Genomic DNA, 25,845 nt, shown 5'->3' with positions numbered 1-25,845 from the left:
AGGAACGCCCCGTAAAGAGATATATATAAGGAAGCAGAAAAGGGCCCACAACCCCCGGATCCAGATCGCCGTTCTGGGTGGATCCATTATCCCCAAGCTTTATCCATATTTATCCACACCCTTTGGCGGTAGAATCCGTCTCTTCCTTTCTTGTCTGAAATCAGGATCCATTCCATGGCCAAACTCAATATCGTCGTCGGCTCCATGCTGGGCGCCGCCGAATATGTCGCAGACCACGTCGCCAGCCTGCTGGAACAGGCGGGCCATCAGACCAGGATCCACAACCCGGCCCGACTGGCCGAGGTGCTGGGCGAACCAGAGGAGATCCTGCTGGTGGTCACCTCAACCCACGGCGCCGGTGATGTGCCTGACAACCTGCAGCCTTTCGCCAGGGATCTTGCCGAGCAGCGTCCGGATCTCGATAACCTCAGGTATGGCGTGATCGCTCTGGGTGACAGCAGTTATGACACCTTCTGCCAGGGCGGCAAGACGCTGGATCATCTGCTGAGCGAGTGCGGTGCCAGCCGGATCGGCGAGCGGCTCGACATCGATGTGACCCAGCACGAGATCCCGGAAGATGCGGCGGAAATGTGGATCCGGGAGTGGATGGCGATGATCGCCTGATCAGGAACGGGAGATCCGCAAAAAAATGCGATCTCCCGACTTATCCCCAGATCGGCTATCCACCAGGTTATTAACAGCCGGATCCGGATAAGTTGTTCTACAAGGTTACCCACAGCAACCGTCAGTTTTGTGAATAACTACAGGTTTAACCTCTGTAAAACCTATAGTTATCCTATGAATTAGATCCAGACCCACCTGGTGTTGTGCATAAACACAAGGGTTGTCCCCGGGTTTAAAGGGGTAGGATCCAAGCTTTTCCACAGTCATGGATCGTTCTTAACTGAATGATCTTTATGATCAAAAAGTGCTTATCAACAGAAGCGGCGGATCCTAATAAAAGATCCAGTAAAAGATCGATCTAAAGATCCTTAAGATCTAATAAGCAGATCCTCCCTTCATACTGAACGTTAAGTAGACGTTCCCCTCAGGACGCTAAACAGATAGAATGATCCGCCCTTTTAGCCCAGGCAGAGAAAGATCTTCAGGCGTGCAGATCAAGGTGATCCCAATGCAATACCATGAACAATTTGATGTGATCGTCGTCGGTGGCGGTCATGCCGGAACAGAAGCAGCAACAGCGGCGGCCCGCATGGGCATGAATACCCTGCTGCTCACCCACAATATCGATACGCTGGGGCACATGTCCTGCAATCCGGCGATCGGCGGGATCGGCAAGGGACACCTGGTCAAGGAAGTTGACGCACTCGGCGGGATCATGGCGCGTGCCATCGATCTTGGCGGGATCCAGTTCCGCACCCTCAACTCTTCCAAGGGCCCGGCGGTACGCGCCACGCGCGCCCAGGCGGATCGTCTGCTCTACAAGGCGGTCGTGCGCCAGATGCTGGAGAACTACCCTAACCTGAAGATCTTCCAGCAGGCCTGTGACGATCTGATCATGGACGGGGATCGCGTCGCGGGTGTGGTGACCCAGAGCGGGATCCGCATCAGTGGCAAGACAGTGGTACTGACCGTCGGTACCTTCCTGAACGGTTTGATCCACATCGGGATGGAAAACTACAAGGGTGGTCGCGCCGGGGATCCTCCCTCGATCGCATTGGCCCAGCGCCTGCGTGAAATGCCGCTGCGCATCGATCGCCTCAAGACCGGCACGCCGCCTCGCATCGATGCCCGTAGCGTCGATTTTTCCGTGATGCAGGCGCAGCACGGTGACGATCCACGTCCTGTGTTCTCCTTCATCGGAGATGCCAGCCAGCATCCGCGCCAGGTCCCCTGCTACGTCACCCACACCAACGAGCGTACCCACGACGTAATCCGCAACAATCTGGATCGCAGTCCCATGTACGCTGGGGTGATCGAAGGGATAGGCCCCCGTTACTGCCCCTCCATCGAGGACAAGATCACCCGGTTCGCCGACAAGACCGCGCACCAGATTTTCGTCGAGCCGGAAGGCCTGACTACCCACGAACTCTATCCGAACGGGATCTCCACCAGCCTGCCATTTGACGTGCAGGTGCAGATCGTCCGTTCGATCCGGGGCTTCGAGAACGCCCACATCACTCGCCCCGGCTACGCCATCGAGTACGATTTCTTCGATCCGCGGGATCTCAAGGCGAACATGGAGAGCAAATGCATCCCCAACCTGTTCTTCGCCGGCCAGATCAACGGGACGACCGGTTACGAAGAGGCGGCAGCCCAGGGCCTGATGGCCGGTCTGAACGCCGCCCTGCGTGCCCAGGACAAGGATCCCTGGCATCCGCGCCGGGATCAGGCCTACATGGGCGTGATGATGGACGATCTCTCCACCCTGGGCACCCGCGAACCCTATCGCATGTTCACCAGCCGCGCCGAATATCGCCTGCTGCTGCGGGAAGACAACGCCGACATCCGTCTGACCACCATCGGTCGTGAACTGGGTCTGATCGACGACGAGCGCTGGGGCAAGTTCAACGCCAAGATGGAACAGGTGGAACTGGAGCGTCAGCGCATGCGCTCGACCTGGATCCACCCGCAACATCCGTCTCTGGAAGCGGTCAACGCCCTAGTCAACACTCCGCTGACCCGCGAGCAGAGCCTGGAAGAGCTGCTGCGTCGTCCCGAAGTAACCTACGATGCCCTGATGGCCATCGACGGGGTCGGTCCGGCCATCGCCGATCCGGCCGCCGCCGAGCAGGTGGAGATCCAGATCAAGTACGCCGGTTACATCGAGCGCCAGAACGACGAGGTGGAGAAGCAGCTGCGCAACGAGAACACCCTGCTGCCGCTGGATCTCGACTACCGCGATGTGAACGGCCTCTCCAACGAGGTGAAAACCAAGCTGAACGATGCCAAGCCGCAGACCATTGGTCAGGCCTCCCGCATCTCGGGGATTACCCCGGCAGCCATCTCCATCCTGCTGGTTCACCTGAAAAAACACGGCCTGCTGCGTAAAACCGCCTGAGGAATCCCATGTTGGAAAGATTGAACGGCCTGCTCATGCAGGCCGGAATTGTTATCACCGATACCCAAAAGAGCCAATTGGTGCAGCTGGTCGAGTTGCTGCACAAGTGGAACAAGGCTTACAATCTCACCTCGGTGCGTGATCCGGACGCCATGCTGGTCAAGCATATTCTCGACAGCCTGGTGGTGAGTCCCCACTTGCACGGGGAACGCTTCATCGACGTGGGCACTGGCCCCGGCTTGCCTGGCCTGCCGCTGGCGATCATCAATCCGGACAAGCAGTTCGTGCTGCTCGACAGTCTGGGCAAGCGGATCAACTTCATCCGCCAGGTCATTCTGGAGCTGGGGTTGACCAACGTCACGCCAGTCAAATCCCGGGTGGAAGAGTATCAACCCGAACAGGGATTTGACGGTGTGCTCAGCCGGGCCTTCGCCTCGCTGGAAGACATGCTGAGCTGGTGTCACCATCTGCCGTCAGCACAGGGCCGCTTCCTGGCCCTCAAGGGACAATATCCCGAACAGGAGCTGGCCCAGTTGCCTGCCAATATCCGTCTGGTAGCCTGTCACGAGTTGCGGGTGCCGGAACTGGAAGGGGAACGTCACCTGCTGGAATTCAAACATATCCAGCCCGAATAGGGTCGCAGTATCAATTAGGGGATCGTGTGGGAAAAGTCATCGCCATAGCCAACCAGAAGGGTGGGGTGGGTAAAACCACCACTTGTGTGAACCTGGCCGCCTCCATGGCTGCCACCCGGCGCAAGGTGCTGGTGATCGATCTGGATCCGCAGGGCAATGCCACCATGGGCAGTGGCGTCGACAAGTACGATGTCGAGCGCACCGCCTATGAGCTGCTGATCGAAGATGCCCCCATCGGCGAGGTGATCATCCCCGAAACCACCGGGGGCTATCACCTGATCGCCGCCAACGCCGACGTCACGGCGGCCGAAATCCGTCTGATGGAGTTCTTCGCCCGCGAGATCCGCCTGCGCAACGCGCTGGCCTCGGTACGGGACAAGTACGACTACGTCTTCATCGACTGTCCGCCCTCTCTCAACATGCTGACGGTGAACGCCATGGCGGCCGCCGACTCGGTGCTGGTGCCCATGCAGTGCGAATATTACGCGCTGGAAGGGCTTACCGCCCTGGTCGATACCATCAGCAAGCTGGCGGCCGTGGTCAATCCGGATCTCAAGATCGAAGGGGTGCTGCGCACCATGTTCGATCACCGCAACCGGCTGGCCAATGATGTGTCCGATCAGCTAAAACAGCATTTCGGTGACCGGGTCTACCGCACCATCATCCCCCGCAACGTAAGACTGGCAGAGGCGCCGAGCTTCGGTGCCCCGGCCATGCACTATGACAAATCATCGGTGGGCGCCAAGGCCTACCTGGCGCTGGCCGGCGAGATACTGCGCCGCCAGGAACAGGAGCGTCAGGCGACCATCGCAGACCGAGAGAGCATATGACTCTGAAAAAACGTGGTCTGGGCAAGGGGCTGGATGCCCTGCTCAGTACCAGCACGGCTGCCCGCCAGAAACAGGTGATGAGCGATCAGCGCACCGAGCAGGCCATGGCCCCCGCCAACCAGGGGGAGCTGCGCAAGCTGCCGGTGGAGTGGCTGCACTCCGGCAAGTACCAGCCGCGTAAGGATATGTCGCAGGATGCTCTGGAAGAGCTGGCCAATTCCATCCGCGCCCAGGGGGTGATCCAACCCATCGTGGTGCGCCCTGTCGCCGAAAAGTCTTTCGAAATCATCGCCGGTGAACGACGCTGGCGTGCCTCCCAACTGGCCCGTCTCGAAGTAGTTCCCTGTATCGTCAAGGATGTGCCCGACGAGTCGGCAGTGGCCATCGCCCTCATCGAGAACATCCAGCGCGAAGATCTCAACGCCATCGAAGAGGCGGTCGCCCTGCAGCGGCTGCTGACCGAGTTTGAACTCACCCACCAGCAGGTGGCCGAGGCGGTGGGCAAGTCTCGCACTACTGTGACCAACCTGCTGCGCCTCAACCAGCTCAACGATGACGTGAAGCGCTTCGTCGAACACGGCGATCTCGACATGGGTCATGCCCGTGCCCTGCTGGCCCTGAGCGGCCAGGCCCAGTCCGAGCTGGCCAAGCTGGTTGCCCAGAAGGGGTTGACCGTGCGGGATACCGAGAAACTGGTGCAAAAGGCGCTGGAGCCGGAAAAAGCCAGGGTGGAAACGGCACGCGATCCCCAGTTTGGCTACCTGGAACGCCAGCTGGCGGAAAAAATTGGTAATCAGGTACAACTTCAGCCTGGCAAGCGGGATAGCGGAAAGTTAGTAATTAGTTACGAGAACTTGTCCGATTTGGACCGTATATTGGGCTATTTTGGCGTGTCGGAATCGTGATTTTTACGCTTTTTGTAGTAATAAAACATCCATTCCTTTTGATATGTACATAACCTGAATTTAGCGCTGAAAGCCGCAAAAAATAAGGATTTTTGTCATATTGCAATAGCTGCCCTCAAGGGTATAATTTGACCGGCTTTAAGAGCTGTTAACATGGGGTCTTCGGATCCCGATTTTTTACAGTTCTGTAATGTTCAGGGGTACGTTGGTGAAGCAGAAAATAGCCTTGGAAGGTTTGACACTGGCCTTGGTTATGCTCGTTTGTCAGCTGGTCCTGATCCTGGCGATGAGTGCCGTCTGGTATTACCTGACTGGCGCCAGCGCTGGTTACTCCTCCCTCTATGGAGGGGGGATGTACTGGGTTCCTCAAGCCCTGTTTACGGTCTGGGTATTGCGCCGCAAGGTGGATGCCGAGAGTGTGGGCCTGGTCTTGCGGGACTTTTATGGTGGGGCAGGGATTAAGCTCATAACTACAACAGGACTCTTTGGCCTGCTGTTTGGTGCAGGTGTTGAAGTGCATGCCGCTTCGTTCTTCACCACTTATATCCTCGCCCTCGTTGTACAGTGGATGGTCTCATTCACACTTAACAACCACTATTAGGAAAACTCATGTCTGCAACCGGAGAAGTCCTGACTCCTCAGGGATATATCTCCCACCACTTGACCCACCTGCAAGTCGGGTCTGGGTTCTGGACAGTCAATATCGACTCAATGGTATTTTCTGTTCTGTTGGGCGCCCTGTTTATCTGGTTGTTCCGCCGTGTCGCCGTCAAGGCTACCAGCGGGGTACCGGGTAAGCTGCAGTGCTTTGTGGAGATGCTGGTCGAGTTTGTGAGTGGTAACGTCAAGGACATCTTTCATGGTCGAAACAAGGTCATCGCACCTTTGGCCCTGACGGTGTTTGTGTGGATCTTCCTGATGAACCTGATGGATCTGATCCCCGTTGACTTTATCCCCCACGCTGCACAATTGATGGGTATTCCCTATCTGCGTGTGGTTCCCTCTGCTGACGTTAACATCACCATGTCCATGGCTTTGGGCGTGTTCTTCTTGATTCTGTATTACAGCATCAAGGTCAAGGGAATCGGCGGGTTTGTGAAGGAGCTGACGCTTCAGCCTTTCAACCACCCGGCGGCCATCCCGGTTAACCTCATCCTGGAAACTGTTACGCTGATTTCCAAACCTGTTTCTCTGGGTCTTCGACTGTTCGGCAACATGTATGCTGGCGAACTGATCTTTATCCTGATTGCGGGTTTGTTACCCTGGTGGTCACAGTGGATTCTGTCCGTGCCTTGGGCAATCTTCCACATCCTGATCATCACTTTGCAGGCGTTTATCTTCATGGTTCTGACCATCGTCTATCTGTCGATGGCGCAGGAAGATCATGGTTGATGCAACTCAAATAATCCTTTTTATACAATCAATTACATCTTAATAAATGGAGATCCTCATGGAAAACTTGAACATGGACCTGCTGTACATCGCTGCTGCAATGATGATGGGTCTGGCTGCTATCGGTGCATCCATCGGTATCGGTATTCTGGGTGGTAAGTTCCTGGAAGGTGCTGCTCGTCAACCTGATCTGATCCCTGTTCTGCGTACCCAGTTCTTCATCGTAATGGGTCTGGTGGATGCGATTCCGATGATCGCCGTTGGTCTGGGTCTGTACGTGATGTTTGCGGTTGCTGGCTAAGTCGATACGACATCTCCAGGCATAACCCATTAACTAACTAAAGAGGACATCGGCTGTGAATATCAACGCCACCCTCCTCGGCCAAGCAATTGCTTTTTTCTTCTTCGTAGTGTTTTGCATGAAGTACGTATGGCCGCCGCTGATGGCTGCCATCGAAGCCCGTCAGAAAGCCATTGCTGACGGTCTCTCTTCTGCCGAACGAGCCAAGAAAGATCTGGATTTGGCCAAGGCCAACGCCGTAGATCAGCTGAAAGAAGCCAAGCTCCAGGCTGCTGAAATCATTGAACAGGCCAACAAACGCAAGGCCCAGATCATTGATGAGGCAACTGTCGGGGCCCAGGCCGAGCGGGAAAAAATCCTGGCTCAAGGCCGTGCCGAGATTGAAGCTGAACGTCATCGTGCCAAAGAAGAACTGCGCAAGCAGGTTGCAACTCTTGCCATCGCTGGTGCAGAGAAGATCCTGGCGCGCCAAATCGACCAGGCTGCCAACAGCGACATCGTCGACAAACTGGTAGCAGAACTGTAACGGGAACGGGGCTATGTCTGAACTGACTACAATCGCTCGCCCCTACGCCAAGGCTGCTTTCGAGTTTGCCGTTGAGCACAAGGCGGTTGATCAGTGGCTGGGGATGCTCAGCTTCGCGGCGGAAGTCGTGAAGAACGAGACCATCCACTCCCTGGTAAACGGCTCTGTGGCTGCCGAAGAACTGGCAAAACTGTTTGTCAGCATCTGCGGTGAGCAACTCGACGAGCATGGCCAGAACCTGATCCGGGTGATGGCTGAGAATGGTCGCTTGGGTGTGCTGCCGGCGGTCGTTGCCGAATTTGTGGTGCTCAAGGCTGAACTGGATAAAGAAGTTCAGGCTGACGTGATTTCGGCGATCGAACTGACCGACCAGCAGAAAGCCAATATTCAGGCTTCTCTGGAACAACGTCTCGCGCGCAAAGTGAAGCTGAATTGCAGCATTGATGCGTCCTTGATGGCCGGAGTGCTCATCAAGGCCGGTGATCTGGTTATCGACGGCACTGTCCGCGGCAAGCTGGATCGCATGGCTGACGCGCTGCAATCTTGATTGGGGTATTAGAGCATGCAACTGAATTCCACTGAAATCGCCGAGCTGATCAAGCAGCGCATTGCGCAGTTTGATGTAAAGAGCGAAGCGCGTAACGAAGGTACTATCGTCTCCGTGAGCGACGGTATCATTCGTATCCACGGCCTGGCCGATGCCATGCAGGGTGAGATGATCGAGCTGCCGGGTAACCGCTTCGCTCTGGCATTGAACCTGGAGCGTGACTCCGTTGGTGCCGTAGTAATGGGTCCCTACGCCGATCTGGCCGAAGGGATGAAAGTACAAGGTACTGGCCGCATCCTGGAAGTGCCGGTTGGTCGTGGTCTGTTGGGCCGGGTGGTCAACACCCTGGGTCAGCCTATCGACGGTAAAGGTCCGGTCGAGCACGATGGCTTCTCTCCGGTAGAAGTGATCGCCCCGGGCGTTATCGAGCGTAAGTCTGTTGACCAGCCTGTCCAGACCGGTCTGAAAGCCATCGACGCCATGATCCCCATCGGTCGTGGCCAGCGTGAGCTGATCATCGGTGACCGCCAGGTAGGTAAAACTGCCATTGCGATCGACACCATCATCAACCAGAAAGACTCCGGCATTAAGTGTGTCTACGTTGCGATCGGCCAGAAGGCCTCCACCATCGCCAACGTGGTGCGCAAGCTGGAAGAGCACGGCGCCCTGGCCAACACCATCGTGGTGGTGGCTTCTGCGTCCGAAGCGGCTGCCCTGCAATACCTGGCTCCGTACTCCGGTTGCTCCATGGGTGAATACTTCCGTGACCGCGGTGAAGATGCCCTGATCATTTACGATGACCTGTCGAAGCAGGCCGTTGCATATCGTCAGATCTCCCTGCTGCTGCGCCGTCCGCCAGGACGTGAAGCATTCCCGGGTGACGTTTTCTATCTGCACTCCCGTCTGCTCGAGCGTGCTGCTCGCGTCAACGAAGAGTACGTTGAGAAGTTCACCAAGGGTGAAGTGAAAGGCCAGACCGGTTCTCTGACCGCCCTGCCGATCATCGAAACCCAGGCCGGCGACGTTTCTGCGTTCGTACCGACCAACGTGATCTCCATCACCGATGGCCAGATCTTCCTGACTTCCCAGTCTTTCAACGCCGGTATTCGTCCTGCGGTTGACCCGGGTATTTCCGTGTCCCGTGTGGGTGGTGCTGCCCAGACCAAGATCGTCAAGAAGCTGTCCGGTGGTATCCGTACCGCGCTGGCCCAGTACCGCGAACTGGCCGCATTCGCCCAGTTCTCTTCCGACCTGGATGACGCGACTCGCAAGCAGCTGGACCACGGTCAGAAAGTGACCGAGCTGATGAAGCAGAAGCAGTACTCTCCGATGAGCGTGGCTCACCAGTCTCTGGTGCTGTTCGCTGCGGAAAAAGGCTATCTCTCCGATGTCGAACTGAACAAGATCCTCGACTTCGAAGCCGCTCTGCTCTCTTACGCCAATACCCAGCATGCCGAGCTGATGGCTGAAATCAATGCCAAAGCCGACTACAACGACGCGATCGTTGGCAAGCTGACTGCGTTGCTGGATAACTTCAAGGCAACCCAGACCTGGTAAGCGTGTGTGGCAGCGCAAGCTGCCACCTGATGGAGAGAAGAGATGGCCGGCGCAAAAGAGATACGTAACAAGATCGGGAGTGTGAAAAACACTCAGAAGATCACCAGCGCTATGGAAATGGTGGCAGCGAGCAAGATGCGCCGTGCGCAGGATCGCATGTCTGCCAGCCGTCCGTACGCTGAAACCATGCGCAAGGTGATCGGCCATATCGCTCAGGGGAACCTGGAATACAAGCACCCCTACCTCATCGAACGTGAGGTCAAGCGAGTGGGTTACATCGTCGTCTCCACCGACCGTGGCCTGTGTGGTGGTCTGAACATCAACCTGTTCAAGGCTGCCCTCAATGATATGAAGCAATGGAGCGCGAAAGGAGCCAAGGTTGACCTGGCCCTGATCGGCAACAAAGCCTCCAACTTCTTTGAACGGCACGGCGCCAAGGTGAAAGCTCACGTCGCAGGACTGGGCGATAACCCGAGCGTCAATGACCTGATTGGTTCAGTCAAGGTCATGCTGAAGGCTTACGACAACGGTGAGATTGACAGGCTGTATCTGGTGTACAACAAGTTCATCAACACCATGGTGCAGCAACCACGGGTCGATCAACTGCTGCCTTTGCCCGTAACTGAAGACAGCAAGCTGGTCAAGAAACACCACTGGGATTACCTCTATGAGCCGGATCCCAAGAAGCTGCTGGATACCCTGCTGGTTCGTTATGTCGAATCCCAGGTGTACCAGGGCGTAGTGGAAAACTTGGCCAGTGAACAGGCAGCCCGAATGGTTGCCATGCAAGCCGCGACTGACAACGCCGGCAACCTGATTAACGATCTGCAACTGGTATACAACAAGGCCCGTCAGGCCAGTATTACCCAGGAGCTCACAGAGATCGTTTCCGGTGCTGCTGCGGTGTAAGGCAAGGGTTATCAAAGGTTTAGAGGATTTGACATGAGTAACGGTTTCATCGTCCAAATCATCGGCGCTGTGGTGGACATCGAGTTCCCGCAGAATGCCGTGCCCCAGGTGTACGATGCTCTGAAGGTCGTCAGCGAAGGTCAAGGCCAGGGTCTGGTGCTGGAAGTTCAGCAGCAGATCGGTGGCGGCGTCGTTCGTTGCATCACCATGGGTTCCTCCGACGGTCTGCGTCGTGGGTTGGAAGTAATGAATAGCGGTAAATCCATCCAGGTTCCGGTCGGTACTGCGACCCTGGGTCGGATCATGAACGTACTGGGCGAGCCAATCGACGAGAAAGGCCCGATCGGTGAAGAAGAGAGCTGGTCCATCCACCGTGAGGCCCCCAGCTACGAAGATCAGTCCAACAGCACCGAGTTGCTGGAGACCGGCATCAAGGTTATCGACCTGGTATGTCCGTTCGCCAAGGGTGGTAAGGTCGGTCTGTTCGGTGGTGCCGGTGTAGGCAAAACCGTAAACATGATGGAGCTGATCCGTAACATCGCGATCGAGCACAGCGGTTACTCCGTGTTCGCCGGTGTGGGTGAGCGTACCCGTGAGGGTAACGACTTCTACCACGAGATGATGGAGTCCAACGTACTGGACAAAGTATCTCTGGTTTACGGTCAGATGAACGAGCCGCCCGGAAACCGTCTGCGCGTGGCGCTGACCGGCCTGACCATGGCCGAGAAGTTCCGTGACGAAGGTCGTGACGTGCTGTTCTTCGTGGACAACATCTACCGTTACACCCTGGCCGGTACCGAAGTATCCGCACTGCTGGGCCGTATGCCCTCCGCAGTAGGTTACCAGCCGACCCTGGCCGAGGAGATGGGTGTTCTGCAAGAGCGCATCACCTCCACCAAGACTGGTTCCATCACCTCTGTACAGGCCGTTTACGTGCCTGCGGATGACTTGACCGACCCGTCTCCGGCGACCACCTTCGCCCACCTGGATGCGACCGTCGTACTGTCCCGTCAGATCGCGGCTCTGGGTATCTACCCGGCCGTTGACCCGCTGGACTCCACCTCCCGTCAGCTGGATCCGCTGGTGGTTGGCAAGGAGCACTACGAGACCGCTCGTGGCGTTCAGACCGTACTGCAGCGCTACAAGGAGCTGAAGGACATCATCGCCATCCTGGGTATGGATGAACTGTCAGAAGAAGACAAACTGACCGTAGCCCGTGCCCGTAAGATCGAGCGTTTCCTGTCCCAGCCGTTCTTCGTGGCAGAAGTGTTTACCGGTTCTCCGGGCAAATACGTGCCGCTGAAAGAGACCATCCGTGGTTTCCAGGGCATCCTGAAAGGCGAGTATGACGATCTGCCCGAGCAGGCGTTCTACATGGTTGGCGGTATCGACGAAGTCGTCGAGAAATCCAAGAAACTGTAAGCCTCGACTGGAGGGCCCATGGCAGAGATGATCTCCTTTCACCTGGACGTGGTGAGCGCCGAAGGAAAATTGTTTTCCGGTCGCGTGCAATCCGCTCAGGTAACAGGCTCCGAAGGTGAGTTGGGTCTCCGCCACGGTCATGCTCCGTTGCTGACTGCCATCAAGCCGGGCCTGGTCCGCTTGGTGAAGCAGAACGGAACTGAAGAGGTGCTGTACATCTCCGGCGGCATGCTGGAAGTACAACCTGAATCCGTGACCGTGCTGGCGGACACCGCGATTCGCGCCGACGATTTGGATGAGGCGAAAGCCCAGGAAGCCAAACGCGCGGCCGAGGAGCGGATCCACAGCTCCCATGGTGATATCGACTACGCCCAGGCCGCTACCGAGCTGGCCAAGGCGATGGCCCAACTGCGGGTCATCGATATCGTCAAAAAGAATTACCGCTGATAACGGTGATGCAAAAAGCGACCTTCGGGTCGCTTTTTTTTTGCCCGTTGGATAGACTCCGCCGGGTATTTCCACACAAGTTCAAGGTTGAAGCCATGTCTCTCAACGTCGTGATCCTGGCGGCGGGTAAAGGTACCCGCATGCGTTCTTCCCTGCCCAAGGTGCTGCACCCGGTGGCCAACAAACCCATGGTTTCCCACGTGATCGATACCGCCCGTCAGGTCGGTGCCGAGCAGTTGCACCTGGTCTATGGCCACGGTGCCGAGCTGCTGAAGGAGCGGATCCAGGCCGCCGATGTGAACTGGGTGCTGCAGGCGCAGCAGTTGGGGACCGGCCATGCGGTGGCCCAGGCCATCCCGTTCTGGAACGACGACGATGACGTACTGGTGCTCTACGGCGACACCCCGCTGATCCAGCTCGAGACCCTGCAACGGCTGCTGGCCGCCAAGGCGGAGGGCGGCATGGCGCTGCTGACCGTGGTACTGGACAACCCCACCGGTTACGGACGCATCGTGCGCGACAACGGCCAGGTGGTCGGTATCGTCGAGCAGAAAGATGCCAATGCCGAGCAGCTTGCTATTCGTGAAGTAAACACCGGCGTGCTGGTGGCGAGCGGCACCCAGCTGCGCGGCTGGCTGTCCCGTCTGGACAACAAGAATGCTCAGGGTGAGTTCTACCTGACCGATGTCATCGCCATGGCCCATGCCGATGGTTGCCCCATCGCCGCCGTGCACCCGGAGCGTGCTGCGGAGGTGGAAGGGGCCAACAACCGGGTTCAGCTGGCGGCACTCGAGCGCAGCTATCAGCAGATGCAGGCCGAGAAGTTGATGATTGCCGGTGCCACCCTGATCGACCCCGCCCGTTTCGATCTGCGCGGCGAACTGGAAATCGGTGAAGAGGTGGTGATCGACGTCAACGTCATCATCGAAGGCAAGGTGACGCTGGGCAACCATGTGCGTATCGGCGCGGGAGCCGTGCTGAAGGATTGCGTGATCGGCGATCACACCGAGGTGAAGCCTTACTCCGTCATAGAGGGTGCCCAGGTGGCTGATCAATGCTCGGTCGGTCCGTTCGCCCGCCTGCGCCCGGGCGCTGTGCTGGAGCAGGACGCCCATGTCGGCAACTTCGTCGAGATGAAGAAGGCGCGGCTGGGTGTTGGTTCCAAGTGTGGTCATTTGACCTACCTGGGGGATGCCGAGATCGGTGCCAAGGTGAATATCGGTGCCGGCACCATCACCTGCAACTACGATGGGGTGAACAAGTTCCAGACCATTATCGAGGATGACGTCTTCGTCGGTTCCGACACCCAGCTGGTGGCGCCGGTGCGCATCGGCAAGGGGGCCACCCTGGGGGCTGGCTCCACCATCACCAAGGATGTGGCGGAGAACGAGCTGGTGATCACCCGAGTACCCCAGCGTCACATCAAGAACTGGGCTCGCCCGGTCAAGAAGAAGTGATGCCCGATCAATAAAATGCAACCGGCGCCCTTGGGCGCCGGTTTTTTTGACTTATGACTTATGGCTGGTGTCACTCGTCGATGGGAGGGGAGCTGCCCAGACGGTGGTGGGGGAGTCATAGTCCATCACCTGATACCAGTCCAGCTTGCGGGTCAGTACCATGATCAGCGCCAGGATGGTGAACAACAGCAGGGCGCCGAGCAGCAGGGCTATCTCTTCGGCCTGCAGCAGCCCGAACAGGATGGCGTAGACCAGCCCCAGCAGGGCCGCGAAGCCGATCCCCTGTCTGGGCCCACCCAGCACATGGCTGAGGTAAAAGCCATTGAGGGCCACGCTGGCGAGGGCGGCGATCAGATAGGCCAGGGCAAAACCCAGATGTTCGGTCAGCGCCAGCAGTACCAGATAGAAGATGACCAACCCCATGCCCACCAAGGCGTACTGGATCGGGTGTACCCGCAATCCCTTGAGCAGCTCGAACATGAAGAAGCTGATGAAGGTGAGACCGATAAACAGCAGGGCATATTTGGCCGCCCGTTCGTTCAGCTGGTAGTGATCCACCGGCTGCACCAGGCTGACGCTGAAGGCAGGCAGATCGCCACTGGCACCCTTCATCATCCGGTTGAAACGGCTCTCCATGTCGGTGGCAAACCAGCTGCTCTGCCAACTGGCGTAGAACCCCTTTTCGGTGAGGGTGCGACTGGCCGGCAGAAAGTCGCCGATGAAGTTGGGATGGGGCCAGTTGCCGTTTAAATTCAGCTTGCAGTCCTGGCCGAGGGGCACCACCTCCAGCGCATTCATCCCCTGCAGATCCAGCTCGATATGAAAGATACCCTCGTCATCAGCCAGAGCTGGCAGCGGTGCATGGATGCCGGCCAGCTTGTCCCCGAGCCTGGCGCCGGGGGCAAACGGGATCCGCTGTTTGCCCAGTTGCAGCGCAGGCACACTGCTGATGCCGCGGGCATCGGATAGCACCAGGCTCAGATAAGGGTTGCCAGCCACCAGGGTGGGATCCGTGTCATCGAACTCCTGTGGTTTGTCGTCCTTCCCGGTTGGCAGACGTCCGGAGAGGGAGAGCCGGGTCTGATAAACCTGAGCCTGATAGATGCCGAGCTTGCGCGGGGTGACCGCCATGCCGGCCTGCACGTTCAGCTGTTCGGGCAGCCGATAACGGTAAAGCTGTTCGGTGCGTTCGAAGCGCTTGCCATCCTGTTCCACCGTGACGGTGCGGGTATAAGGCTGCACCAGGACGGGGCCGAGCAGGCGTTGCGGGCCGCTGCTGCTGGCCATGATGCTGTGAATGGCCTGACTGCGGTAGGCCTGGCGCTCCCGGTTTAGCTCCATGATGGAGTGCACCGGTACCATCAGCAGCAGGCTGAGCAACAGCAGCAGAACGATCTTGTGGCTGAATATCTGTTTGACCATGACACCTCTCCTTGTTGAATGGGGCGAGTGTGCCGTGCACGGGTGAAGGGGAGATGGGGCTGTGTGAAGCTACTGTGAAGGAAGACAAAAAAAACCGGTATCGGGCGCCGCTTTGCATGCGAAATACAAAGCGGCGGGAGCTCGGTCAGGCGAGTGGCAACCAGAGCTCGGCGCTGGCGCCTCCCTGCTGACGATTGACCAGTGTCAGGCGGCCACCATGCTGGTGGGCCACCTCATGGGCGAAGCTGAGGCCAAGGCCGCTGCTCTTGCCCCTGTCGGGACGAGGCAGGGAGTAGAAACGCTCGAAGATCCTGGGCAGGGCATAGTCAGGAATGCCCGGCCCCTGGTCGCAAACCCGAAAGCAATAGCCGCCATCCAGGCGGGTACCGCTCAGGGTCACCACCCCCTCGGCGGGGGAAAAGTCGATGGCATTGTCCAAGAGGTTACCAATCGCCTGCTCCACCAGCAGGGGATCCCACTTCTGTCTGGGAACGCTGGCCAGTTCGCCCACCAGCCTGACCTGGCGGCGGTGGGCGATGATCTGGCGGGCATCAAGGGCGCGTTTGCCGAGGCTTGCCGGCTCCACCGGCTGGCGATCCAGCCCCTGCCCCGACTCCAGTCTGGCCAGTTGCAGCATGCGTTCAATCAGCTGCTGCATACGGGCCGTCTCCTGGTTGATGTTGCCGATGAAGCGGCTGGCCACCTCGGGGGGCGGTGTTTCGGCCAGGATCTCCCCAGCCCCGCGAATGGCGGCCAGCGGGCTCTTCAGCTCATGGGTCAGGGCATGTACGTAACGTTCGATATAGCGTTTGCCATCGAGCTGATGGCGCATGGTTTCCAGGGAATGACCGAGGCGATCCAGTTCGACCGTATGCAGCCGTGGCAAGGGCGCCACCTCCCCTTTGCTGACCGAATCGGCGTAGTGCACCAGCTTGCCGATGGAGCGGTTGAGCCACCACACCAGCAGGCTGCCGATCAGCAGGGAGACAAGCAGCATCTGACCCCCGGCGCGCAACAATTCCTGCTCCCCCCGTTTGATGGCTGGCATCAGGGTGCGGTTGGGTTTGGCGACGGTGAGGGAGCCGATAATGTTATCCCCATCCCGCAGGGGGGCCGCCACATGCATGGTCGAGCTGGCGGGATCATCGGGATCGGTGCGGGTGCTGCGGGCGCCATATTCGCCGCGCAGGGTCAGGTAGACGTCGTTCCAGCGGGAGTAGTCTTTGCCCAGATCCGTTCCGTCGGAGTCGTAAATCACTACGCCGTGTGCATCGGTCACATAGATGCGGTACTCGGCCTGTTGCTTGAGGTGACCGTCGATCAGGGCATTGATGGGCGTCTGGTTAAGTCGGGCAAAGGCACTGGCCAGTCGCCCGTTCATCATATTGCCCTCCTGCAAATCGTCGAGCGCCAGTGGCGCCAGCAGTTGGGTCATGTCCACCAGGGTATCTTCGGTGGCGCTGCGTACGCCAGGTTTGATCTCCTCGACGAAGATCTCCATCACGAACCAGGCGGCCAGTACGAAGATCAGCAGCAGTCCGCATAGCAGTTGCAGTCCCAGTCTCATATCCGTTCCCTGTCTTGCCGCCGTTGCACACCTGTTCTCATGCCAGCTCCAGGCTGTAGCCCAGTCCGCGATGGGTCAGGATCAGGTTGGCATCCGGGTCCTGATCTCGCAGCTTGGCGCGGATGGTCTTGATGTGGGTATCGACGGTGCGCTCCAGGCTCTCCTCCGCATCCTGCCACACCAGATCCATCAGCTGCTGGCGCGAGTAGACCCTGCCTGGTGACTGCATGAGCGTCTTGAGCAGCAGGTATTCGTAGCGGGTAAGTACCAGAGGCTGGCCGTGAAAGTGGATGCGGGCCCGCTCCTCATCCAGAGTCAGAGCTGCACTCTGCTTGGGGACCGTCGGCTGGCTGCGGCGCAGAATGACTCGCACCCGGGCGCATACCTCCCGTGGCGAGAAGGGCTTGGCCACATAGTCGTCGGCACCGATCTCCAGCCCAATCAGTCTGTCTATCTCCTCGCTGCGGGCAGTCAGAAACATCAGGGGTACATCGCTGCGGACCCGTACCTGCTTGCACAGCTCGAACCCGCTAATGTCGGGCAGTCCCACATCCAGGATCAGAAAATCGGGCTGTGCCTGTGCCAGCCGGGTCAGTAGTTGCTGGCCCAGCATGAACCACTCCACCTCGAACCCGTCGGTTTGCAGGGCATAGATCAGGGTATCGGCAATGCTGGCTTCATCTTCCACCAGCCAGATGAGTCGTTTTTGCATGGCATCCTCGTCGCAAGTCGGCACCCCATTCTGGCACCTAACCAAATTGGATCCTATTTGCGGTTTGATTTTTGCCAAAAAGGCACTAATATTTCGACATTCTTTCGAATCGAAACTTAAAGATGACTAAACGTAATACCCAGCAGCGTCGTCACACCATAGTGACTCTGGTTAACGAACAGGGTGAGGTCAGTGTCGATGCCCTCGCCAAACACTTTTCCACCTCTGAAGTGACTATTCGCAAGGATCTGGCGGTGCTGGAAACCGGCGGCCTGTTGCTGCGCCGCTATGGCGGCGCTGTGCCCCTGCCGAGCGAGATGGTGGTGGAGTCCAATCCGGAGCAAGTTTCGAACCGAAAGATGTCAATCGCCCGTGCCGCCGCGGAGCGGATCCGCGATCACAACCGCCTTATCATCGACAGCGGCAGCACCACCAGCGCCATGATCCCGCTGCTCGGCAACAAGCGCGGCCTCATTGTGATGACCAACTCTCTCAATGTGGCCGGCGCCCTGCGCGAGCTGGAAAATGAGCCTACCCTGTTAATGACTGGAGGCACTTGGGACCCTCATTCCGAGTCCTTCCAGGGTCAGGTGGCGGAGCAGGTGCTGCGCTCCTACGACTTCGACCAGCTGTTTATCGGCGCCGACGGCATAGATCCGGAACGCGGCACTACCACCTTCAACGAGCTGGTGGGGCTGTCGCGGGTGATGGCCGAGGTATCGCGGGAGGTGATCGTCATGGTCGAGTCCGAGAAGATTGGCCGCAAGATCCCCAATCTCGAGCTGCCCTGGTCAAGCATCCAGACCCTGGTTACCGATGACGGGTTGGCTGCCGAGGCCCGTGAATTGATTCAAGCCAAAGGGGTGACACTGATCTGTGCCCCTGTTGCAGGCTGATATTGAAGTCTGAATTATCCAAACGAACTTTCGTTTTTACGTCTCAAGGAGAAGTCTATGTGTGGCATCGTCGGGGCTGTTGCCCAGCGTGATGTGGCTGAAATCCTGGTTGAGGGGCTGCGCCGCCTCGAGTACCGCGGCTACGACTCGGCCGGGGTGGCCGTGTTCAGCGCCCTGCACCCCCTGCAGCGGGTACGCCGCCTCGGCAAGGTGGCCGAGCTGGCCAAGGCGCTGGAAGAGCAGTCCGTGCACGGCGGCACCGGTATCGCCCACACCCGCTGGGCGACCCACGGCGAGCCCTCCGAGCGCAACGCCCACCCCCACGTCTCCGAACACATAGTGGTGGTGCACAACGGCATCATCGAGAACCACGAGCCCCTGCGTGATCGCCTGAAAGAGCTAGGCTACGTCTTCACCTCCGACACCGACACCGAGGTGATCGCCCACCTGGTGCACCACGAGCTGAAAGAGGCGCCGAACCTGATCACCGCCATGCAAAAGGCGGTCAAGCAGCTGCGTGGCGCCTACGGCACCGTCGTGATGGACACCCGTGACGACAGCCGTCTGGTGGTGGCCCGCTCCGGCTCCCCCCTGGTGATCGGCCGCGGCATCGGCGAGAACTTCATCGCCTCCGACCAGCTGGCCCTGCTGCCGGTGACCCGCCGCTTCATCTTCCTGGAAGAGGGTGATGTTGCCGAGGTGACCCGCCGCGACGTGCAGGTGTTCGACATCGACGGCAAGCCGGTGGTGCGCGAGGAGAAAGAGTCCGACATCTCCCACGATGCCGGTGACAAGGGCGAGTACCGTCACTACATGCTCAAGGAGATCCACGAGCAGCCGGCCGCCATCAACCAGACCCTGGACGGGCGCCTGGGCATCGATCACGTGGTGGTCGAGTCCTTCGGCAACGGCGCACGAGCCATCTTCGACAAGGTTGATCACATCCAGATCGTCGCCTGCGGCACCTCCTATCACTCCGGCATGGTGGCCCGCTACTGGTTCGAGTCCATCGCCGGTGTCTCCTGTGACGTAGAGATCGCCTCCGAGTTCCGCTATCGCAAGTCGGTGGTGCGTCCCAACAGCCTGCTCATCACCCTCTCCCAGAGCGGTGAGACCGCCGACACCCTGGCAGCCCTGCGTCTGGCCAAGGCCTCCGGCTACATGAGCTCGCTGGCCATCTGTAACGTGCCGGGGTCCTCCCTGGTGCGTGAGTCGGATCTGGCCTTCATGACCCGTGCCGGCGCCGAGATCGGCGTGGCCTCCACCAAGGCCTTCACCACCCAGCTGGCCGGCCTGCTGATGCTGGTGGCCGCCATCGGCCGCTGCCGCGGCAACCTGGACGCCGCCGCCGAGGCCGCCCTGGTCAAGTCCTTGCAGGCGCTGCCCCAGCGCATCAAGGAGAGCCTCTCTTTGGCTAAGCAGATCGAGACCCTGGCCGAGGAGTTCGCCGACAAGCACCACAGCCTGTTCCTGGGCCGTGGCGATCAGTACCCCATCGCCATGGAAGGGGCACTCAAGCTCAAGGAGATCTCCTACATCCACGCCGAGGCCTATGCCGCCGGTGAGCTCAAGCACGGCCCGCTGGCCCTGATCGATGCCGAGATGCCCATCATAGTGGTGGCGCCGAACAACGACCTGCTGGAGAAGCTCAAGTCCAACGTGGAAGAGGTGCGCGCCCGCGGCGGTATCCTCTACGTCTTCGCGGACGCCGAGACCGGCTTCAAGAGCGACGAGACCATGCGGGTGATGAACCTCAACCATATGGAAGAGGTGATCGCGCCCATCGTCTATACCGTGCCGCTGCAGCTGCTCTCCTACTACGTAGCCCTGATCAAGGGCACCGACGTGGATCAGCCTCGTAACTTGGCCAAATCCGTGACCGTGGAATAAGCCATTGCCACGAATGAAAAAAGAGCCGCTATGCGGCTCTTTTTTATTGGCTGTGTTGTCAGGTAGGCGTCATGACAGCCGCAGGTTGGTGATGGTCACCTCATCCAGTGAGGGCACTATGATGCCGCTGGTGATCCCCTTGGCGATGGCCTGGCTGCGGTTCTTCGAGTCGGTCTTGTTGGTGACCTGGGTGAGGTGGAAGTTCACGGTCCGCTCGCTGATACCAAGGATGGTGGCGATCTCCCAGGAGGTCTTGCCCTCGCTGGCCCAGAACAGGCACTCCTTCTCCCGATCGGAGAGCTCGGTCAGGTATCTCATCAGGTCCGGTCTGCTCTTGATGAGCTGCAGCGCAGAATTGAAGATGTAACTGGCACAGAAAGAGAGCAGGGGAACGTTTTCAAACATCAGGTCGGAATTGGATTTGTCCTTGGTAATGAATGAGAGGATGCCATGTTCCCCCTGCGGAGTATGTAGCGGGAAGGAGACGCCGTTGCGCACCCCGAAGTCCGCCGCCAGGTTCATCACATCCCGGCTGGCACTGGGTAACCAGGGAGAGTCGCAATCTAGCTTGTTCCAGAAGATCGGCTGGGTCTGCTTCAATCCCAGATAGACGACCGGATCCTGGGTCAGATACTGATTCTCGCTGTAGGCATCGAACCAGCTGGTCGGGCAGTTGTTGAAAAGTGCCACGTGGGATTTTTGCATGCTGATGGGGAAAATAATCAGCAGCCGGAAGTAATCAAAGCCCATCTGATGACTAAAACGCTCCAGCAGTTGCTGGATGTCGCTGGTTTTGGTGGCCTTGGTGAACTGGTCTATGTGTTCCCAGATCGCATCGTTGAGCATGACTTTCTCCTCTCTCGACCAGCTATCCGTCTGACCGAAAAGATTTTTCTAGTTATTTATAATTTTTGAGATGGCATCCAATGCCATTATTCCGTGCGTGTTTAAAAATTATCCTGTTTTTTGCCGTCGAAGGCCAAGGAAATCCTCTGATTGATACTGTCCCCACTCTCTGAGACAATGAGAATAGTTATCATTGTTAAGAATTATATCATGCACAAGTATTGGGGTTTGGCCCTGTTGCCATTAACAGTTCACTTCGCTGCCAGTGCCGATGATCTGGTTGCGCCCTCCCTGAAAAACAGCATTGCTGCCGGAAAAGCCTCCCAGCAGCGGGTGGAAAAAGCCGCTGATGCGGCCGTTGCCGCTCGACTGGAGCTGCAAAATGCCCAGCTGCAACTGCGGGATCTGGAAGCCTACAACCGCTACATGCAGTCTTTGGTGGCCGATCAGCAAAATGAGCTGGACAAGCTCACTCGTCAGCTGGATGCGGTACAAGAGACCCGTCAGGGCCTGATCCCCCTGATGCTGCAGATGCAGGCCGATCTGGAACAACTGGTGCAAGAGGATATTCCGCTGCGCAAGGAAGAGCGTGTGGCGCGAGTCGAACAGTTGAAAGCCACCATGGCCAGAGCCGATGTGAGCGAAGCCGAGAAGTTTCGCCAGCTGCTGCAGGCCTACCAGATCGAAGCCGAATATGGCAGCCGAATGGACAGCTACTCCACCGAAATCGCCCTGGACGGTGCCTCGCGCCGGGTCGATGTACTGGCGGTAGGCCGCGTGGCCCTGCTGGCCATGACTGCGGATCGCAGCCAGGCCTGGCGCTGGTCTGTCGAAAACAAACAGTGGCAAGCCCTCGATGGCCAGTGGCTTTCCCCCATTGCCGATGCCCTGGATATCGCGGCCGACAAGAAGGTTCCGCAATTGTTGAATGTCCCCCTGTCTGTCAGCCGTAGTCAGGAGGCCCAATCATGAGAGTCGCCATGAAGTGGTTTCCCCTTGTTATCGCCCTCTCCCTCGGGACCAATGCCGCCATTGCCAATGATGAGTGGCAACAGCAGGAACAGGCGCGCGAGCAGCAGGCACAACAGGATCTGGCGGCAGTCTCCGGCGAATTGAATCGCGCCCGTGCCAGGCTGGCGGAAGCCCAGAACCTCAGCAAGCAGCTGGCCAGCCAGTTTGCCAGCAATGAAAAACAGCTGGTCGAACTCAACGGCCAGTGGGATCAGGCTTCCAGTGACATGAACGAGATCTTCGCAGTCGTTCGTCAGGGGGCTGGTGAGGCGGTCAAGCTGCTCTCCGAATCGGCAGTGCAGGGACAATATCCGGATCGCCTTGCTCCTCTGAAAGCCATGGCACAAGACAAGGATGTGCCGGATCGCGCCGCCCTCGCCTTGTTGCCAGCGACCTTGCTACAGGAGATCCGTGAATCGGGTCGGGTAGCCCAGTTCAACGGCAAGGTGCTCGACGCTCAGGGAAATGCCAGCGCGCAATCGCTGAGCCGGCTAGGCAGCTTTGCCCTGTTTGGCGATACGGGCTTCCTGCAACCGACCGCAGAGGGGCTGAGCCCGGTGCTGGGTCTGCCTGGCAACGTACACTCCGAGCTGGCGTCTTATCAGGGTCAGGAGGGAGAAGCGCTGCCGCTGGATCCTTCCCACGGCACCTTGCTCGAAATGCTGGCCCAGACTCCAACCTTCTGGCAGAAGGTTCTGCAGGGGGGACAGGTTGGCGCCATTATCGTGCTGCTGGCCCTCATCGGCCTTGGCATCGCTGCGGTACGACTGTGGACACTGACCCGCGAGCTGACCCTGGTGCGTCGCCAGCTCAAGCAGGGTGAATACCATGCCGACAATGCCCTTGGCCGGGTACTGACGGTGGCGGATCAGCATCCCGAACTGAGCATGGAAACGCTGGAGCTGCGTCTCGATGAGGCGATCCTGCAGGAGACACCCCGTCTCGAGCGCGGTATCGGCATGGTCAAGGTGATCGCGGCCATCGCCCCCATGTTGGGTCTGCTCGGTACCGTGACCGGGATGATCGGTACCTTCCAGGCCATCACCCAGTTTGGTACCGGTGATCCCAAGATCATGGCCGGTGGCATCTCCATGGCCCTGGTCACCACGGTACAGGGGCTGGTGGCGGCCATTCCGCTGATCCTGGCCCACAGTTTGCTGCAATCCCGTTTCAGCGAACTATCCAATGTGCTGGAGCAACAGGTGGCCGGCATTCTGGCAGAACGTGCCGAGAGCAATCTGCAAGGGATGGAGCGAGCGGCATGATGTTCGACATCTGGCAGCAGCTGCAGAGTTTCATGGGGCGAGGTGGCCCCGTGCTCTGGGTCATTCTGGCCCTGCTGGTGCTGATGTGGATTCTGATGATCGAGCGGCTGCTCTACCTCAGTCTGGGTTTTGGCCCACTGCAGTACCAGCTGTTCACTCGCTGGCAGGCGCGCAGCGAGCGCCATAGCTGGCATGCCAGGGCCATTCGTGGCCGCTGGCTGGCCCAGGCGGAGCTTGCACTCAACCGACATCTGATCTTCATCCGCACCCTGGTGGTGCTCTGCCCCATGCTGGGTCTGCTCGGCACAGTGACCGGCATGATAGGCGTATTCGATGCGTTGGCAGCGGCCAACCGTTTTAACCCCGAGAGCATGGCGGGCGGGATCTCCCGCGCCACCATTCCCACCATGGCCGGCATGGTGGTGGCCCTCTCCGGCGTGTTGTTACTCAGTCGGCTCGAGAGCCAGGCCAAGCGAGCGCTGGCCAAGACCCGGGACGGCCTGCGAGAAGAGAAAATACAATGAGACGGCAATCCAAACGCCAGCGTGATGAAGTGCAGATCGACATGACCCCCATGCTGGATATCGTGTTCATCATGCTGATCTTCTTTATTGTCACCACCTCCTTCGTGCGCGAAGCAGGGCTCGAGGTACACAGACCCCAGGCCAGCCAGGCCAAGGCACAGAAATCCTCCAGCATCATGTTGGCGATCGGCGCCCAGGGGCAGATTTTCCTCGACCGCAAGCAGATCGACGTGGAGCGGGTACAGGTCAGCGTCGCCCGACTGCTGGCGGAGCAGCCCGATGCCAGCCTGGTGATCCAGGCCGACGAACGGGTGCCCCATGGCAAGGTGGTGCGGGTAATGGATGAAGCCAAGGCGGCGGGCATCGCCAACATCGCCGTAGCGGTGGCGCCGAAATGAGATACAAGCTGATGAGCCTGGGACTGGGGGTTGCCCTCAGTCTGGCGATCCTGCTGTTCATGGCCACCCTGGTGGAGCCCCCCAAGGGGGAGAAGATGGCGCGCGAACAAAAGCCCATTGTCATCAACATGCAAAATGAGGTGACCGAGGTGCAGGTGCGCGAGCGTCCCGTTCCCCAGGAACCAGAACCCTTGCCGGAGCCTCCCGCTGCTCTGGCATCCACCCCATTGCCTCTTCCTGCAGCAGCCCCTCTGCCTGCGGTGCAACCCAGCCTGGATCTGGTCTCCAGCCTCAGTGCGGTACAGGTCTCAGCCCCTGGCGTGGCGACCAGCCCCACACCGGTCGCGAGCGGCAACTTCCATGGCCAGCAACAGGGCGCCGGGATCGGTGCCGGTGACATGCTGATGCCGCTGCAACGAGTCGAACCTGTTTATCCCTACCGTGCCCAGCAGGCGGGGATCGAAGGCTCCGTCACCTTGCGCTTCAGCGTCGATGCCGAGGGACGGGTGCAGGATGTGGAAGTGGTCGAGGCCAAGCCCAAGCGGCAGTTCGAACGTGCGGCCATTCAGGCGATCAACAAGTGGCGCTATCAGCCAAGGCCCGGCGCCAGCGACAAGCTGGTGCAAGTCATCACGCTCAAATTCAAACTGGAGTCATAACCATGTTGCGGGTCTGGATCTGTCTGCTGGCCCTGGTCAGCCAAGCCTGTCTGGCGATGGAGGTGAGCCCGCACTTCTCTCGCCAGCTTGAACCCGTGATGAAGCTCTATCAATCCGGCCAGTGGCAACAGGCCCAGGGCAAGGCGGCCAGACTCAAGCCTGGCACAGATGTAGAACGAGCCTGGCTCGCCCAGCTGCAGGCATCGCTCGCAGCAAACCTGCAGCAGACCGCGCAGGCGAGCCGCTATGTGGAACAGGCGCTGGCTTATAAAGAGTGGCCAGAGCAGCAACGGCTGCAACTGCTGCGGCTGCGCGGTGATATCCAGGCCCAGCAATCCAACTGGTCCGGTGCCATCGCCAGCTACAAGGCGGCGCTGGCCATCAAGGCTGACGATGCTCTTCGCCTGCGTCTGGCCGGTCTCTACTACCACAACAAGCAATACGGCGAGGCGGCCAGCCAGAGCGAACAACTGCTTAGAAAGAGTTGGCAGAAGCAGGCAGCCATCATTCGTCTCTCTGCTCTCACCGCGCTGCAGCGTTACGGGGTTGCTGCCGATCAGGCCGCAGAGCTGATCCGCCATGAACCACAAGAGAGCAAGTGGTGGCAACAGGCGGTGTCTCTCAACCTCTCCGCCAAGCGCGGCGATCAGGCGCTGGCCTTGTTGCAAACAGCTATAGATAAAAAACTGATGGATGATGCCGCTG

27 protein-coding genes (1 of these 27 cut by a window edge) are annotated in these 25,845 nt (G+C 58.8%); 23 read left to right on the top strand and 4 right to left on the bottom strand.

The features are described from left to right. Nucleotides 1-174 precede the first annotated feature (174 nt). The 15 genes from mioC to glmU all read left to right on the top strand — a co-directional run bounded on the left by mioC (nt 175) and on the right by glmU (nt 13,950). A complete protein-coding gene (mioC, locus tag I6L37_RS04300; protein ID WP_042025374.1) occupies nt 175-624 on the top strand; it encodes an FMN-binding protein MioC in 450 nt (149 codons plus the stop codon). Nucleotides 625-1,132: 508 nt separating this feature from the next. Then, on the top strand, nt 1,133-3,022 hold the full coding sequence (gene mnmG, locus I6L37_RS04295; RefSeq protein WP_042025385.1) for a tRNA uridine-5-carboxymethylaminomethyl(34) synthesis enzyme MnmG: 1,890 nt from the start codon (nt 1,133-1,135) through the stop codon (nt 3,020-3,022). An 8-nt stretch (nt 3,023-3,030) separates the two neighbouring features. Further along, entirely contained in the window at nt 3,031-3,657 is a 627-nt protein-coding gene (rsmG, locus tag I6L37_RS04290; RefSeq protein WP_042025373.1) for a 16S rRNA (guanine(527)-N(7))-methyltransferase RsmG, read from the top strand. A 26-nt stretch (nt 3,658-3,683) separates the two neighbouring features. Further along, complete coding sequence (locus I6L37_RS04285) at nt 3,684-4,487, top strand: ParA family protein (protein WP_026455863.1); 804 nt, start codon at nt 3,684-3,686, stop codon at nt 4,485-4,487. Continuing rightward, entirely contained in the window at nt 4,484-5,392 is a 909-nt protein-coding gene (locus tag I6L37_RS04280) for a ParB/RepB/Spo0J family partition protein (RefSeq protein WP_042025372.1), read from the top strand. The genes I6L37_RS04285 and I6L37_RS04280 overlap by 4 nt, the downstream gene beginning before the upstream one ends. A gap of 190 nt (nt 5,393-5,582) precedes the next feature. Beyond that, nucleotides 5,583-5,993, top strand: a complete 411-nt coding sequence (locus I6L37_RS04275) for an ATP synthase subunit I (protein WP_042025370.1) — start codon at nt 5,583-5,585, stop codon at nt 5,991-5,993. Nucleotides 5,994-6,001: 8 nt separating this feature from the next. Next, nucleotides 6,002-6,784 carry a F0F1 ATP synthase subunit A gene (atpB, locus tag I6L37_RS04270; protein ID WP_042025369.1) on the top strand — a complete coding sequence of 261 codons (783 nt, stop codon included), beginning with the start codon at nt 6,002-6,004 and terminating at the stop codon, nt 6,782-6,784. Nucleotides 6,785-6,842: 58 nt separating this feature from the next. Further along, nucleotides 6,843-7,085, top strand: a complete 243-nt coding sequence (gene atpE / locus I6L37_RS04265) for a F0F1 ATP synthase subunit C (protein ID WP_005307205.1) — start codon at nt 6,843-6,845, stop codon at nt 7,083-7,085. Between the two features lie 55 nt (nt 7,086-7,140). Continuing rightward, nucleotides 7,141-7,611, top strand: a complete 471-nt coding sequence (atpF, locus tag I6L37_RS04260) for a F0F1 ATP synthase subunit B (protein ID WP_026455860.1) — start codon at nt 7,141-7,143, stop codon at nt 7,609-7,611. 13 nt (nt 7,612-7,624) lie between these two features. Then, nucleotides 7,625-8,158: a F0F1 ATP synthase subunit delta gene (atpH, locus tag I6L37_RS04255; RefSeq protein ID WP_026455859.1), complete on the top strand. Its 534-nt coding sequence runs from the start codon at nt 7,625-7,627 to the stop codon at nt 8,156-8,158. Nucleotides 8,159-8,173: 15 nt separating this feature from the next. Then, the gene (gene atpA / locus I6L37_RS04250) at nt 8,174-9,715 is read left to right on the top strand and encodes a F0F1 ATP synthase subunit alpha (protein ID WP_026455858.1); all 1,542 of its coding nucleotides are present in this window, start codon (nt 8,174-8,176) and stop codon (nt 9,713-9,715) included. Between the two features lie 42 nt (nt 9,716-9,757). Beyond that, complete coding sequence (gene atpG, locus I6L37_RS04245) at nt 9,758-10,624, top strand: F0F1 ATP synthase subunit gamma (protein WP_026455857.1); 867 nt, start codon at nt 9,758-9,760, stop codon at nt 10,622-10,624. Between the two features lie 33 nt (nt 10,625-10,657). Beyond that, on the top strand, nt 10,658-12,046 hold the full coding sequence (gene atpD, locus I6L37_RS04240) for a F0F1 ATP synthase subunit beta (protein ID WP_026455856.1): 1,389 nt from the start codon (nt 10,658-10,660) through the stop codon (nt 12,044-12,046). Between the two features lie 18 nt (nt 12,047-12,064). Beyond that, nucleotides 12,065-12,493, top strand: coding sequence for a F0F1 ATP synthase subunit epsilon (locus I6L37_RS04235; RefSeq protein ID WP_026455855.1), 429 nt, complete (start codon nt 12,065-12,067; stop codon nt 12,491-12,493). Nucleotides 12,494-12,588: 95 nt separating this feature from the next. Beyond that, entirely contained in the window at nt 12,589-13,950 is a 1,362-nt protein-coding gene (gene glmU, locus I6L37_RS04230; RefSeq protein ID WP_216993354.1) for a bifunctional UDP-N-acetylglucosamine diphosphorylase/glucosamine-1-phosphate N-acetyltransferase GlmU, read from the top strand. Between the two features lie 51 nt (nt 13,951-14,001). Here the strand turns inward: glmU and creD are convergent, their stop codons facing one another. From creD to blrA, 3 genes are all read right to left on the bottom strand, one after another. Beyond that, entirely contained in the window at nt 14,002-15,372 is a 1,371-nt protein-coding gene (gene creD / locus I6L37_RS04225) for a cell envelope integrity protein CreD (RefSeq protein WP_216993353.1), read from the bottom strand. A 145-nt stretch (nt 15,373-15,517) separates the two neighbouring features. Then, on the bottom strand, nt 15,518-16,939 hold the full coding sequence (gene blrB, locus I6L37_RS04220; protein ID WP_216993352.1) for a beta-lactam sensor histidine kinase BlrB: 1,422 nt from the start codon (nt 16,937-16,939) through the stop codon (nt 15,518-15,520). A gap of 37 nt (nt 16,940-16,976) precedes the next feature. Then, nucleotides 16,977-17,651: a beta-lactam response regulator transcription factor BlrA gene (gene blrA / locus I6L37_RS04215; protein WP_216993351.1), complete on the bottom strand. Its 675-nt coding sequence runs from the start codon at nt 17,649-17,651 to the stop codon at nt 16,977-16,979. Nucleotides 17,652-17,773: 122 nt separating this feature from the next. On the opposite strand from blrA, the gene I6L37_RS04210 reads away from it, so the two are divergent. Together I6L37_RS04210 and glmS are read left to right on the top strand one after the other, a co-directional pair. After that, on the top strand, nt 17,774-18,547 hold the full coding sequence (locus I6L37_RS04210) for a DeoR/GlpR family DNA-binding transcription regulator (RefSeq protein WP_216993350.1): 774 nt from the start codon (nt 17,774-17,776) through the stop codon (nt 18,545-18,547). Between the two features lie 57 nt (nt 18,548-18,604). Continuing rightward, complete coding sequence (gene glmS, locus I6L37_RS04205; RefSeq protein WP_216993349.1) at nt 18,605-20,437, top strand: glutamine--fructose-6-phosphate transaminase (isomerizing); 1,833 nt, start codon at nt 18,605-18,607, stop codon at nt 20,435-20,437. 69 nt (nt 20,438-20,506) lie between these two features. Here the strand turns inward: glmS and I6L37_RS04200 are convergent, their stop codons facing one another. Then, nucleotides 20,507-21,283, bottom strand: a complete 777-nt coding sequence (locus I6L37_RS04200) for a LuxR family transcriptional regulator (protein WP_026456834.1) — start codon at nt 21,281-21,283, stop codon at nt 20,507-20,509. A 210-nt stretch (nt 21,284-21,493) separates the two neighbouring features. Here I6L37_RS04200 and I6L37_RS04195 point away from each other — a divergent pair, with 210 nt between their 5' ends. The 6 genes in view from I6L37_RS04195 to I6L37_RS04170 are tightly spaced (at most 2 nt apart) and all read left to right on the top strand, a layout consistent with a single transcriptional unit that may run on beyond the window. Then, nucleotides 21,494-22,255: a DUF3450 domain-containing protein gene (locus tag I6L37_RS04195; RefSeq protein WP_216993348.1), complete on the top strand. Its 762-nt coding sequence runs from the start codon at nt 21,494-21,496 to the stop codon at nt 22,253-22,255. Beyond that, entirely contained in the window at nt 22,252-23,559 is a 1,308-nt protein-coding gene (locus I6L37_RS04190; protein WP_216993347.1) for a MotA/TolQ/ExbB proton channel family protein, read from the top strand. Before I6L37_RS04195 ends, I6L37_RS04190 begins: the two co-directional genes overlap by 4 nt. Further along, nucleotides 23,556-24,083, top strand: coding sequence for a MotA/TolQ/ExbB proton channel family protein (locus I6L37_RS04185; RefSeq protein WP_026456831.1), 528 nt, complete (start codon nt 23,556-23,558; stop codon nt 24,081-24,083). The genes I6L37_RS04190 and I6L37_RS04185 overlap by 4 nt, the downstream gene beginning before the upstream one ends. Next, on the top strand, nt 24,080-24,481 hold the full coding sequence (locus I6L37_RS04180; RefSeq protein ID WP_216993346.1) for a biopolymer transporter ExbD: 402 nt from the start codon (nt 24,080-24,082) through the stop codon (nt 24,479-24,481). The genes I6L37_RS04185 and I6L37_RS04180 overlap by 4 nt, the downstream gene beginning before the upstream one ends. Continuing rightward, the gene (locus I6L37_RS04175; RefSeq protein WP_042025357.1) at nt 24,478-25,140 is read left to right on the top strand and encodes an energy transducer TonB; all 663 of its coding nucleotides are present in this window, start codon (nt 24,478-24,480) and stop codon (nt 25,138-25,140) included. Before I6L37_RS04180 ends, I6L37_RS04175 begins: the two co-directional genes overlap by 4 nt. A gap of 2 nt (nt 25,141-25,142) precedes the next feature. Further along, nucleotides 25,143-25,845, top strand: the 5' portion of a protein-coding gene (locus tag I6L37_RS04170; protein ID WP_216993345.1) for a hypothetical protein. Its footprint extends 476 nt past the window's final position; only the first 703 of its 1,179 coding nucleotides appear in the window; its start codon is at nt 25,143-25,145; its stop codon lies beyond the right edge, outside the window.

The sequence above is a fragment of the Aeromonas sp. FDAARGOS 1407 genome (assembly GCF_019048725.1).
Classification (GTDB): Bacteria; Pseudomonadota; Gammaproteobacteria; order Enterobacterales; family Aeromonadaceae; genus Aeromonas; species Aeromonas enteropelogenes.
Note: the sequence above shows the minus strand (reverse complement) of the source record. Positions and strands in the feature narration are given on the sequence as shown.